This is a genomic window from Microbacterium sp. Leaf179 (assembly GCF_001423785.1).
Classification (GTDB): Bacteria; Actinomycetota; Actinomycetes; order Actinomycetales; family Microbacteriaceae; genus Microbacterium.
Window position 1 is genome coordinate 226,539 of sequence record NZ_LMPH01000001.1, and the last position, 12,619, is coordinate 239,157.

Below are 12,619 nucleotides of genomic sequence, written 5' to 3' on the forward strand. Positions count from 1 at the left end.
AGGAACTCCTGGCGTGGGGGGATGACGGAGGTCAGGGCTTGGTGTTGCTGCCGTTGTTGCCGCCGTTACCCGTGATCGTGGGGCTCGGGGTGTTGCCGCCGGCGATACTCGCAGACGCTTCGCCCGAGGGCCCGGCCGTACGATCCGTGCCCGAGCAGCTGACGGTGTAAGTGACCCGCAGGGTCTGACCCACGGAGTTGCTGACCTTCAGCGACGCGGTGCGCGCGTCGGGCTCGAACGACGCCGTGGACTGCCCGTTGGTGTCGAACGTGCCGTTGACGGCGGTGAAGTTGTACGACGCGACCGATCCGGTGCCGGAGGGGCAGGTGTACTGCTGCCACGAGACCTGCACGTCGGCGCCGGCGGACACCGTCGACCCGGGGAGGGTCGGCGTACCGGGCGCGGTCAGCGGCGTCTCGTCGGCGTAGGTCGTGACGGTGATCGTCGTGCCCTCGTCGACGCGACCGGTCGGGTTGACGTCGTAGATGAGACCGACGTCGGCCGTGGTGGTCGCGGCGTTGCCGACGCGGCAGTCGGCCACGAGACCGTTCGACTCGAGGATGGCGCGCGCGTCATCGCAGGTCTTGCCGTTCAGGCCGAGAGACGCCACCTCGACACGCGTGGTGGTCGGGCTCGGGGTCGGCGAGGGAGTCGACGGCGCCGGTGCGGGCGTCGACGCCGACGGTGCGGCGCTGGTGGGCGCGGGCGCCGGGGCGTCTTGGTTCGACAGCAGACCGACGACGGTGGCGCCGAGGATCAGGGCGAGCAGGGCGATGAGAGCGACGAGCGGCCACGTCCAGCGGCTCCGCGCCTTCTTCTGCGGCTGCACGTCTTCTTCGGTGTGCTCCTCGGTGAGGAGCGACGTCGCCGCCGCTCCCGCTGCGGCCGACGGCAGCAGACGCGTCGCGGCGGAGGTCTGCCCCGCCGTGAGCAGCTGCGTCGCGTCGTCGGCGACGGCGGCACCCGCGGCGATGGCCGGGACCGCTGCGGCAGCCGCGACGAGGTCGCCGCGGCGGAGGGCGGTGGCGGCGCGCGAGACCGCGGCCGAGGAGGCCGGTCGGTCATCGGGCTTCTTGGCGATCATCGCCATGACGAGGTTCTGCACCGGCACGGCCACCGTGGGTGGCAGGGGTGCGGGCTGCTCGTTGATCTGAGCCATGGCGATCGCGACCTGCGACTCGCCCGTGAAGGGGCGCTTACCGGCCAGGCACTCGTACGCGACGATGCCGAGCGAGTAGGTGTCGGTCGCGGGCGACGCGGGGTGACCCGACGCCTGCTCGGGCGAGAGGTACTGCACCGTGCCCATGACCTGGCCGGTCGCGGTCAGCGGCACCTGGTCGGCGATGCGGGCGATGCCGAAGTCGGTGATCTTCACGCGCCCGTCGGGCGTGATCAGCAGGTTGCCCGGCTTGATGTCGCGGTGCACGAGGCCGGCGGCGTGCGCCGCCTGCAGGGCCGCGGCCGTCTGGGCGACGATGTCGAGCGTCTTGTCGGTCGACAGGGACCCCTCGCGCTCGAGGATGGTCGAGAGGGCCTCGCCGGGGACGAGCTCCATCACGAGGAAGGCGCTGCCGTCTTCTTCGCCGTAGTCGAAGACGCTCGCGATGCCCTCGTGGTTGACGAGGGCCGCGTGACGGGCCTCGGCGCGGAAGCGCTCGAGGAACCCGGGGTCGCCCATGTACTCGTCTTTGAGGATCTTGATGGCGACGGTACGTCCGATGACGTGGTCGTTGGCTTCCCAGACCTCGCCCATGCCGCCGATCGCGATCCGCGAATCGAGCTCGTACCGCCCGCCGAAGGTCACACCTTGTGTCGGTCTCATTTACCCAGCACCGCCTCCATGACCTTCTTCGCTATCGGGGCGGCGATCTCGTTGCCGCTCCCGCTCTGCCCCTGGCCTCCACCGTTTTCGACCACCACGGCGACGGCGACCTGGGGGTCGTCCGCCGGGGCGAAACCGGTGAACCAGAGAGTGTAGGGACGGGAATCGTTCTCCGCGGTGCCGGTCTTACCCGCCACCTGAACCCCGTCTATTCTTGCATTCGATGCGGCGCCGTCCTGGACGTTCGCCGTCATCATGGTGACCATCTGCGCGGCGATGGTGCTCTCGAGGGCACGACCGAACTCGCTGCTGCTGCTCTCGTCTTTGACGGACAGGTTGGGCTCGATGACCCGGTCCACCATGCGCGGGTTCATCACGACACCGCCGTTGGCGATACCCGCCGAGACCATGGCCATCTGCAGGGGCGTCGCGCGCACGTCGCCCTGTCCGAAGCCACTGAGCGCGGTCTGCGGGGCGTTGGGCGACGAGGGATAGGTGGATGCCGTGGACTCCAGCGGCATCGTGAACTGCGCGTTGAAGCCGTACTTCTCGGCCTCGGCGCGGATCGCGTCGTCACCCAGGTCGACCGCGAGCTCGGCGAACGGGATGTTGCAGCTCAGGCGCAGGGCGGTCGCGATCGTGACGGTGTCCCCACCGCCGCACGTTCCGCCACCCGCATTGCTGACCACGTTGGTCGACTGCGGCAGCGTGTACGCGGCGAGGTTGGGGAAAGCGGAGTCGGGGGTGTAGCGACCGGATGCCAGGGCAGCCGAGGCCACGACCAGCTTGAACGTCGACCCCGGAGGGTTGAGGTTGCCGCCGATGGCGCGGTTGTCGAGGGGGCGCGACGAGTCGGCGACGAGCTGGTCGTACGCCGCGTTCACGGCGTCCGTGTCGTGCGAGGCGAGGACGTTCGTGTCGAACCCGGGCTTGGACACCATGGCGAGGATGCGGCCCGTCGACGGCTCGATCGCGACGACGGCGCCCTGCTGGTCGCCGAGGGCGTCCCACGCCGCCCTCTGCACGTTCGCGTCGAGAGAGAGCTCCACGTTCGAGCCGCGCGGGGCCTGGCCCGTGATCGCACGGTCGATGCGCGAGAAGAACTGGTTCGAGTCCGAGCCGCTCAGCACGCTGTTCTCGGCGGATTCGATCTGCGTCTTGGCGTCGAGCACGGGGTTCATGTAGCCGGTCACGGGCGCCCACATCTCGGCATCCGCGTACTGGCGCTGCCAGCTGTAGACGTCGTCGGACGGCACCGACGAGGCGATGGCCGTGCCGCTGGCGATGATCGATCCGCGCTGGATCTGGTACGAGTCGTACAGCGCGCGCGTGTTGCCGGTGGTGTTGGTCAGGTCGTTCGCCTGCACGACCTGGATGACGCTGGTCGAGGCGAACAGGGCGATGAACATCGCGAGCATCACGATGCTGAGGCGTCGGAGTTCTTTGGTCACGGTGCCTCCTTCGAGATCGGGGCGCCGGGGCGCGGGGTCATCGGGGTCATCAGCCGATCACCACTCGCGGGCGGCTGCGGACGGCATCCGAGATGCGCAGGAGGAACGCGACGATGATCCAGTTGGCGATGAGCGAGGAGCCACCCGCCGCGAGGAACGGGGTGGTGAGGCCGGTGAGCGGGATGACGCGCGTCACGCCGCCGACCATGATGAACACCTGCAGGGCGATCGTGAACGAGAAGCCCGTGGCGAGCAGCTTGCCGAAGTCGTCCTGACCGGCGAGCCCCACGCGCACGCCGCGGCTGGCGAACACCATGTACAGCGCGAGGATCGCGAACAGGCCGACGAGACCCAGTTCTTCGCCGAGGCTGGGCACGATGTAGTCGCTCTGCGACAGCGGCGTGATGTAGGGCCGCCCCTGACCGAGGCCCGTACCGAACAGTCCTCCGTGCGACAGGCCGAAGATGCCCTGCACAAGCTGGTAGCTGCCGCCGTCGCGATTGACGACTTCGGGGTCGAACGCGTTCAGCCAGTTGGCGAAGCGCCCGTTCACGTACGGGAGGAACCGGGATGCCAGGAACGCACCGACGCCGACGAGCACGAGACCGATGAACACCCAGCTCGTCTTGCCCGTGGCGACGTAGAGCATGGCGACGAACATGCCGAAGATCAGCAGCCCCGTGCCGAGGTCGCGCTGCAGCACGATGATGCCGAGCGAGACCAGCCAGATGATCAGCACGGGTCCGAGCTCGCGGGCGCGCGGCCAGGTCATGAAGAGGAAGCGCGTGCCGGTGGAGGTGAGGCTCTCGCGGGTGCGGACGAGGTAACCGGCGAAGAAGATCGCGAGGCAGATCTTCGCCAGCTCGCCCGGCTGGAACGACACGAAGCCGAGCGAGACCCAGACATCGGCGTTCTGGTCGGTGCCCAGGCCCGGCACGAACGGCAGCAGCAGCAGCAGGATGCCGACGAGGCCGAAGAGATAGGTGTAGCGGAACAGCACGCGGTAGTTGCGCACGAAGATCAGCACGGCCAGGGCGATGACCATCGCGATGACCGCCCAGGCGATCTGGCGGTTGCCCGTGGCATCCCATCCGCTCGCCTCGTCGGCCAGGTCGATGCGGTAGATCATCGCGATGCCGAGGCCCGTGAGTACGGTCGCGATCGGCAGCACGAACGGGTCGGCGTCGCGGGCACGCAGGCGCAGGACGACGTGCATCACGAGGGCGAGGAACGCGGGAACGCCCGCCAACAGGAGGAAGGCCGGGTCGACGGTGCCGTTCACGCCCAGCTGAACGAGGGCGACGGCCGAACCGTAGACGGCGACGGCGAAGACCAGCAGGCCCAGCTCGCGGTTGCGCTGCGTGGCGGGGACGCGGATCTTCTTCAGCGCGCGCATGACCGCGGTGTCGGTCGAGACGGCCTCACCGCGGGTGAGCTTCTGATCGGTCATCCGCCGGCCTCCTCGGTCGGGCGCAGCCGGTCGACGATGAGCTCGGCATCGGAGAGCGATCGCGCCGAGATGGTGGCCTCGACGGTCTGCCGGTCGAAGTCGGACAGATCGGCCAGCACGATGTTGGTGTCTTCGTACACGGTCGACAGCGAGACCGGGCCGATGGACTGCTGGATGCCGCGGTAGATGACCACGGAGTTCTCATCGGCGCCGACGTAGTAGCGCGTCTGCGTCCAGTTGTACCCCGCGAACAGCGAGACGCCGATCCCCGCCAGCACGATGAGCAGGGCGGCGAGCCAGCCCAGTCGACGACGGCGGGCGCGGCGACGGTCTTCTTCGATGAGCTCCTCGAGGAACTCGGCGGCGGGTTCGAAGTGCGTGGGCTCGTTGGCCGCCTGTCGGGCGGGGTGCAGCCACCCCGAGCGACCCGGACGCGCGGCGGGAACGACGACACCGCTCGGGTTCGAGGCGGATCCGACGATCGTCGGAGTACCGATGAACACCGGGTGCTGTCCGCCGACGTCGACGAGCACGACCGTGACGTTGTCGGGTGCTCCGCCGTCGAGCGCCTGCTTCAGCAGGGCATCGGCGGTGCGCCCCGGCGGCAGGCCCAGGCCGAGGGTGCGCGCGGTGTGCGGGTCGTCGACGACGCCCGACAGGCCGTCGGAGCACAGCAGCCACCGGTCGCCGTCCTGCGTCGGCATGATGAACGTGTCGACCTCGGGGTCGGGGTCCATGTCGCCGAGAACGCGCATGAGCACCGACCGGCGCGGGTGGTACCGCGCCTCTTCGGGCGTGATGCGGCCCGAGTCGACGAGGCGCTGCACGAAGGTGTGGTCGGCGGTGATCTGGGTGAGCGTGTCGTCGCGGTAGAGGTAGATGCGCGAGTCGCCGATGTGCCCGATGACGGCGTAGGCGTCGACCATCACGAGCGCGCTGACGGTGGTTCCCATGCCGGCCAGCTCGGGTCGGCGGGCGACGGTGTCGATCAGCTCGGCGGCGGTGTCGGCCAGAGCGTCGCGGATCGCGTGCTCGGCCTCGGACGGCGTCGTGAAGGGCTGATCGAGGTCGGTGAGACGGTGGATCGCGAGGCTCGAGGCGACGTCACCGCCCGCGTGGCCGCCCATACCGTCGGCGACCACGAAGAGATTGGACCCGGCGTAGCCGGAGTCCTGGTTGTTGGAGCGCACCTTGCCCGTGTGGGAGATGGCGACGCTCGAGCCCTGGAAGACCATGGAGGAGGGTTACTTCCTCAACTCGAAGGTCGTGGCGCCCACCTTGATCGGTGCCCCGACCTTGACCTGGACCGGCGAGGCCACGCGCACACCGTCATGGGAGGTGCCGTTCGTGGAGTCGAGGTCCTGCAGCATCCACTGCTCCCCCCACAGCACGAGACGCGCGTGGTGGCTGGAGGTGTAGTCGTCGCGCACGACGAGGCCCGACTCGCTCGAGCGGCCGATCGTGAGGGGCTCGGTGCCGAGGGGCAGCTCGAGGCCGGCCTTCGGACCGCTCGTGATGACGATGCGCGAGACGCTCGCGGTGGTGGCGAGGCCCCCGGCCGGTGCGGGGACCGGTGCCGCGGGGCGCTTGACCTGGGTGGTGACCGCGTCGGGCGAGGCGGTGGGCGCCGCGGCCGCCGGAGCCGCTGCGGCGACCGGCTCGGGGAGCTTTCGCACCTTCACGCCGAACAGGTCGGCGCGCAGCGAGTAGACCACCCCGAAGACGAAGAACCACAGCAGGACGAGGAACCCGCCCTGCAGCAGGAGGAGAGTCAACTGACTCATGAAAGGGGTCCCCGTTCCCGGACGTCGAAGATGCGCGTGGCGTCGGACGCCGAGGGGCGCCGCGGCGGCTGCGCCTGCGCCACCACTCGGAACACGATATTGGTCCGACCGATCGAGATCGTCGAATCGGGCGGCAGAGCGGCCTCGGTGACCTTGTGGCCGTTGAGCGTGGTGCCGTTGGTGGAACCGAGGTCACGGACCATCGCGCGCTCGCCGTCCCAGAGGATCTCGACGTGCTTGCGGCTCGTGCCGGCGTCGGGGATGGTGATGTCGGCGTCGCTCCCGCGCCCGATGACCGTGCGGGCCGAGGAGAGCGGATGACGCTTGCCGTCGATGTCGACGACGCCGCGCCACGCCACCTGGCCCTCGGTGGTCTGCGAGTCGACGCGCAGGGTGCCGGTGGACAGCGACCCGTCGCGCTCGATCGAGATGGCGACGGGACCGGCGAAGGAGTACCCCTGCGTGCGCGCGTGCTTCTTGACCAGGGTGTCGAGCTCGGTGACCAGGGTCGACCCGAGCGCGCTCATCTTCTCGTCATCGGAGGGAGAGAGGCGCACCGAGAACGAGTTGGGGGCCAGGATGCGGTCGCGGGTGACCACGACGGCCTTCTTGTCGAGCTCGCTGCGGAGGGCGGATGCGATCTCCACCGGCTGGATGCCGCTGCGGAAGGTCTTCGCGAACGCACCGTTGACGGCGCGTTCGAGACCTTTCTCGAAACTGTCGAGTAGTCCCACAAGACTCCTTCAGGCAGGCAGACCAGTAGGCACATCGTAGCCAGGGCTGCTGTGCAGGTCATGGACGCGCCTCTCGGGGCCTGCGTTTCGTCGTGCGGGTGCGACCGTGATATTCTCGGGAAGTTGGTCGCGTGACATCCCAGATGCCGCGCACGCGCGAGTGGCGGAATAGGTAGACGCGCTGGCTTCAGGTGCCAGTGCCTTCACGGGCGTGGGGGTTCAAGTCCCCCCTCGCGCACACAACACAGAAGGCCCCGGGTTCATCCCGGGGCCTTTCTCGTTTCGTGCGCGGGCCGGCCCATTCGACCCCGGCGCCACGCGACAGCGTGAAAATGCGGGAAACCCCGGGGCGAGGCATGACGATGGAGTCATGGTGGGGGAAACGCAGACGGTACAGGAATCCGCGGGTACCGGGCAGGTGATCCAGGCGATGCGCTCGCCCGTCTTCACGGCGGTGGTGTTCCTCGCGACCGTCGTGCAGGTGTGCGCCGACCCGCTGGTCGCCCTGTGGACGGGTGCGGGGGAGTGGGGGCACCAGCTGCCGCCGGCCGTCGTGATCAGCCTCGCCGCCCTCGGATGCCTCGCCCAGGCGCTCTGCGTCACGCAAGCGGCCCACCGCCCCGTACCGGCCATGCTGGGGGCTCTGGCCTGCTACCTCGCGATCGCGCTGTGGTTGGGGGTTCCGACGTGGGCGTCTCCGATGCAGTTGGTCGTCGCGGTGGCGATGTTCGCCGTCGGCAGCGCGCGGTCGATTCCCGTCGCGGCGGCGTGGGCGGGGGCGAGCGTGCTCGTGGCCGTGGTGGGGCTGGGCCTCTGGGCCGCGGCGGCCGGAGCACCGGCCGGCGCCGTCGTCAGCTTCGTCCTCACGGAGGGCACCGCCCTGGCATCCGTGTGCTTCGCCGGTGTGGCCCTGGGGATGCTGTGGGCGGTGCTCGAGCGGCGCACGCAGCGCGCCCGTCGACGCGCACTTGCCTTCAAGGCGCAGCAGGCCGAAGCGGTCGAGGCATCGCGCAACGCCGAGCGCGGTCGCATCGCCCAGGAACTGCACGACGTCGCCGGTCAGCACCTGGCGGGGCTCGTCTCGCTGTGCGACGCGTCGGTGGAGCTCGCGCCGGAGCACCCGCAGCAGGCGCTGCACCTCATCGAAGAGGTGCGCGCCGAGGGACGCTATGCCGCCGCGAGCCTCTACGGCGCGCTCGGCGACCTGCGTGCCGTCGACTCCTCGGCCCAGACGCCCACGCCGGATCTGCGGAGCCTCGCCGTGCTCGTCGCGTTCTGGCGCGAGCGCGGCATGGATGTGCGGGTGACGACGACCGGGGATCTGCAGTCGCCGCCCGTGGTCGTCTCGACCACCGCGTACCGAGCCATCTCGGAGGGGCTCTCGAACGCCGCCAAGCATGCGGCGGGAGCCGCCGTCGACGTCGGGGTGCACGTCGACGCCGACCGGCTGACCGCGACGGTCGCGAACGGACCGGCGAGACGGGTGAGGGCCGACGAGGACGACCTCGGACTCGGCTGGGGGTTGGATAGCCTGCGCCAGAAGCTCACTCTCGTCGACGGGTCCGTCGACGCGTCGGCAGACGACCAGGGGGGCTGGCACCTGGGGGTGGAGATCCCCTTCCCGAGGACGACGGAGGCGGAACGTGATTGACAGTGCACCCATCCGGGTTCTCATCGCCGACGACAACCGCCCCTTCCGACGCGGCGTGCGCCTGCGCCTCGAGCACGCAGACGGGATCTCGGTCGTCGGAGAGGCCGCCACCGGTCGCGACGCGCTCGCCGGGGCGCTCGCCGCGCACGCCGACGTCGTGCTGATGGACCTCGAGATGCCCGAGATGAACGGCATCGACGCGACGCGCGCCGTCGTCGAGGAGTCGGGGGGCTCCACCCGCGTGATCGTGCTCACCAGTCACGGCGAGGACCGCCTGGTGATGCGGGCTCTGCGCAACGGAGCGGCGGGCTACCTGCTCAAGACGCACGACAGCGCCCAGCTCATCGACGCCATCCACGCCGCGCACCGCGGGGACGCCCTCGTGTCGACGCACGTGACGGCCCCCCTGCTGCGCGACATCGCCGAGCGCCGGCTGAGCGCCGACGATCGCGCCAAGGTCGCGTCGCTCAGCGCGTCGGAGAGCCGCGTGGTGCGGCTGCTCAGCGAGGGAGTCACTTCGAACGAGCAGCTGGCGGCGCAGTTGGTGGTCTCGGTGAACACCGTGCGCACCCACATCCAGTCCTCGCTGCGCAAGGTCGACGTCTCGGATCGCACGCAGCTCGCGCTGTGGGGAGTGCGGGTGGGCTCCGAGCTCACCGCTCGTCCGGATGGACGAATCTGATCACCGTCATCTGAGCCCTCCGGCCGCGCTCGGAGCGTGGCTCGACCCCCGGGATTGCGCGCGTGACCGGCGCGAATCCCCCCGCGAAACACCCTCGATCCCGCCGTCGGCCCCTCCGCGGTGAGGAGCCGCTCCGCTCGCGCGAGAACACCATGGCTTCGCGCCGCGTCAGTCCGGCGTCTCAGGCGGCGTGGGCGGGGGCATGGACGCGATCTATCCGGTGTTCGCCCGCGCGGACCAGACCTTCTACGACCATCCCTCGCGACGCCCGCCGGCAGCGGACGACCGCCGATTCGTGGTCGACGCGACCGAGGGCTGGAGCCGCGTCGACGACGGGATCTGGACGTACCTCGAGCCGGCCGGGGTCGTGCTTCCCGAGCAGGGCTGGAAGATCCACCTCAGCAGCACGGCGCACACCGCCGACACCGTGCTGCGCGAGGTCGCCGCCCACTGCCTGCGCGCGGGGATCGCCTTCAAACACCTCTCGACCGAGGGCGTGCGGGCGTCGTCGAACGCGAAGGACGCCGGTCGTGAGGGCTCCGGCAAGTTCGTCACGATCTACCCGACGTCGATCGATCAGCTGCACCGGACGTTGACGCACCTCGGGCGGCGCACCGCGCGCCTCGCGGGACCGCACGTGCTCTCGGACCTGCGATGGCGGGAGGGGCCGGTCTTCGTGCGGTACGGGGGCTTCCATCGGATGTTCGTAGACGTCGAGGGAACCGCGGTGCCGGCGATCCGGCATCCGTCGGGGCACCTCGTGGCCGACGTGCGGCGGCCGGGGTTCGACCCGCCGGCCTGGGCACCCGTTCCGCCGTTCCTGCGGGAGTTGATCGATGAGCTGCGGGACCGGCAGCCGCCCCCGGGCTTTCCCGAGATCACCGGGGTCGTGCAGTTCTCGAACGCCGGCGGCGTCTACACCGCGCGCGATGCCGGGCGCGAGGTGATCGTGAAAGAGGCGCGTCCCCACGCCGGGGTGACCCCCGACGGTCTCAGCGCGGTGCAACGCGCGGATCGCGAAGCCCGGACGCTGCGGAGACTCCAAGGGACCGGCACGGCGACCCTGCTGCGCGAGTTCTCCGTTCTCGAGCATCGCTACCTCGTTCTGGAACGCGCACGCGGCCTGCCGCTGCACCAGGCGGTCGTGGCCCGGCATCCGCTCGTGTCGGCCGAGGTCGACGCAGACGCCGTCGACGCCTACCGGACCTGGGCCCTGGAGGTCGCGCGCCGTGTCGAGCGGGCTCTGACCGCGGTGCACGCGGCGGGTCTCGCGCACGGCGACGTGCATCCGGGCAACTTCCTCGTCGACGACGACGGCGAGGTCACCCTGATCGACTTCGAGATGGCGCGCTCCGCCGCCGCCGACGTCGCCGCGGTGATCGGCGCGCCGGGCTTCGTCGCCCCCGACGGTCGCGGTGGGGTGGCGGCGGACGTCTTCGCGCTGCGGCGCGTGCAGCTCTTCTTGTTCGCGCCGATGACGCCCGTCTTCGACCTGCACGCGGGGAAGGAGGCCGAGGTGCGCGCCTGGGTGAGCGAGAGGTTCGACCTGAGAGAAGAAGACGAACGCGCGCTCGGGTTCGCCCGCGTCTCGCCCCCGGAGCCCGACGACCTCGCGGATCCCCTCGCAGTCGTCGCCCGCCAGCTGATCGCGGATGCCACGCCCGAACGCACCGATCGTCTCTGGCCGGGCGACCCGGCGCAGTTCGACGAGCCCCCGTACGCCCTCGCGCACGGAGCGCTCGGCCCGCTGATCGCGCTGCACGCGGCCGGGGGTCGGGTGCCGCCCCCGCTCGTGGAGTGGTGCGAGCGCGCGGTCGAGGCGGCCCCCGCCCGCTCAGGACTGTTCGACGGGTTGGCGGGCGCCGCCGCGGCGCTGCAGGCACTCGGGCGGATCGACGCGGCCGACCGCGCCGTCGCGCGATGCCTCGACGCTCCGCTGCGGTGGGATGCCCCGGGGCTCTACGGGGGACCGGCGGGAACGGCGCTCGGTCTGCTTCGGCTGGCGGACCGGCACCCCGAGCTGGTCGGCCGGGCGCGCGGCATCCTGCACGAGATCGCCGATCGCGCGAACGGGTGGAGCAAGCGTTCGGCCGACCCGGTCGCCACGGGCGCGGGCGGTCTGCTGCGCGGCCCCAGCGGGATCGCCCTGCTGGCGATGGCCCTCTTCGACCGCGACGGCGACGCAGCGCTGCTGCAGCTGGCCGATGCGGCGATCCGGGCCGACCTCGCACGGTGCACCGAGGCCGGCGACGGCTCCCTGCAGATGAACGAGGGATGGCGGCTCCTGCCGTACCTCGGCTCGGGATCGGCCGGCGTCGCCCTCGCCCTCGCCGCGCTCGTGGAGCGAGCACCCGCGCACCCGCTCACCGCCACCCTCGCGGCCCTCGAGCGCGCGAGTCTGCCCGAGTTCGTGCTGGAGTCGGGCCTGTTCCAGGGGCGCGCGGGTCTCATGATCCTGCTGGCTCGAACACCGACACCCGAGAAGAGCCGCGCGCTGCAGCGCCATCGGCGGCTGCTGCGTCTGCACGAGATCCCCCGCCCCCACGGCGTGGGGTATCCGGGCCGCGCCCTGCTGCGCCTGTCGTGCGACCTGGCCACCGGCTCGGCCGGCGTGCTGTGGATGCTCGCGAGTCTTCGTGACGGTCAGCGGTTGGCGCTGCCGTTCCTCGACCTCCCCCCGGTCGACTCCGCCCGACACCGGGCGCCGAGCCCCGGGGGGAGGTGACATCAATGGGATACCTGCTTTCTCTGCAGACGCTCGAGCGCGGTGAGACCGAGCGCAGCGCGGTCTTCGCCAGCTCCTGGAGCACGTCGATCTGCTACAGCAGCACGTCGACCGGCCTCTGCCGCTAGGCGGTGGCACTCGACCGGTGCGGGTGGGACCGGGGGTTGGGGCTCCTGCCCGCACCGCCGTTCGATCCCCGGGAGGAGGCTGGGCGGAAGCCGCCCCCAATTGCGGCATCCGCCCAGCATCGGTGTGCAGACCCGAACTGACACCGAGAGCGAGACGGGGAGCGCGAGCCCCACGCGAGCGCGAACGTCTCG

Annotated in this window: 10 protein-coding genes and 1 tRNA gene; 5 read left to right on the forward strand and 6 right to left on the reverse strand. The window is 70.7% G+C overall.

What is annotated here, in order from left to right:
• Window positions 1-31: 31 nt before the first annotated feature.
• The 6 genes from ASF96_RS01120 to ASF96_RS01145 are packed head-to-tail and all read right to left on the reverse strand — an operon-like array spanning window position 32 to window position 7,241.
• Complete coding sequence (locus ASF96_RS01120; protein WP_055935210.1) at window positions 32-1,822, reverse strand: serine/threonine protein kinase; 1,791 nt, start codon at window positions 1,820-1,822, stop codon at window positions 32-34.
• Window positions 1,819-3,273 (reverse strand): peptidoglycan D,D-transpeptidase FtsI family protein, encoded by a 1,455-nt coding sequence (locus tag ASF96_RS01125; RefSeq protein ID WP_055832295.1) that lies wholly within the window; start codon window positions 3,271-3,273, stop codon window positions 1,819-1,821. Before ASF96_RS01125 ends, ASF96_RS01120 begins: the two co-directional genes overlap by 4 nt.
• Window positions 3,274-3,322: 49 nt before the next feature.
• Window positions 3,323-4,723: an FtsW/RodA/SpoVE family cell cycle protein gene (locus tag ASF96_RS01130; RefSeq protein WP_055832293.1), complete on the reverse strand. Its 1,401-nt coding sequence runs from the start codon at window positions 4,721-4,723 to the stop codon at window positions 3,323-3,325.
• A complete protein-coding gene (locus tag ASF96_RS01135) occupies window positions 4,720-5,958 on the reverse strand; it encodes a PP2C family protein-serine/threonine phosphatase (protein WP_055832291.1) in 1,239 nt (412 codons plus the stop codon). Before ASF96_RS01135 ends, ASF96_RS01130 begins: the two co-directional genes overlap by 4 nt.
• 9 nt (window positions 5,959-5,967) lie before the next feature.
• Entirely contained in the window at window positions 5,968-6,507 is a 540-nt protein-coding gene (locus ASF96_RS01140) for an FHA domain-containing protein FhaB/FipA (protein ID WP_055935212.1), read from the reverse strand.
• Window positions 6,504-7,241 carry an FhaA domain-containing protein gene (locus tag ASF96_RS01145; protein ID WP_055935214.1) on the reverse strand — a complete coding sequence of 246 codons (738 nt, stop codon included), beginning with the start codon at window positions 7,239-7,241 and terminating at the stop codon, window positions 6,504-6,506. The genes ASF96_RS01140 and ASF96_RS01145 overlap by 4 nt, the downstream gene beginning before the upstream one ends.
• Window positions 7,242-7,395: 154 nt before the next feature.
• Between ASF96_RS01145 and ASF96_RS01150 the strand changes: the two genes are divergently transcribed.
• From ASF96_RS01150 to ASF96_RS17485, 5 genes are all read left to right on the forward strand, one after another.
• Window positions 7,396-7,479 (forward strand) — tRNA-Leu (locus ASF96_RS01150).
• 132 nt (window positions 7,480-7,611) lie between these two features.
• Complete coding sequence (locus ASF96_RS01155; RefSeq protein ID WP_156458670.1) at window positions 7,612-8,892, forward strand: sensor histidine kinase; 1,281 nt, start codon at window positions 7,612-7,614, stop codon at window positions 8,890-8,892.
• Window positions 8,885-9,574: a response regulator gene (locus ASF96_RS01160; protein WP_055935218.1), complete on the forward strand. Its 690-nt coding sequence runs from the start codon at window positions 8,885-8,887 to the stop codon at window positions 9,572-9,574. Before ASF96_RS01155 ends, ASF96_RS01160 begins: the two co-directional genes overlap by 8 nt.
• 202 nt (window positions 9,575-9,776) lie before the next feature.
• Window positions 9,777-12,299 carry a class III lanthionine synthetase LanKC gene (lanKC, locus tag ASF96_RS01165; RefSeq protein ID WP_055935220.1) on the forward strand — a complete coding sequence of 841 codons (2,523 nt, stop codon included), beginning with the start codon at window positions 9,777-9,779 and terminating at the stop codon, window positions 12,297-12,299.
• A gap of 5 nt (window positions 12,300-12,304) precedes the next feature.
• The gene (locus ASF96_RS17485) at window positions 12,305-12,427 is read left to right on the forward strand and encodes a hypothetical protein (RefSeq protein WP_258027444.1); all 123 of its coding nucleotides are present in this window, start codon (window positions 12,305-12,307) and stop codon (window positions 12,425-12,427) included.
• The last annotated feature ends 192 nt before the right edge of the window (window positions 12,428-12,619 follow it).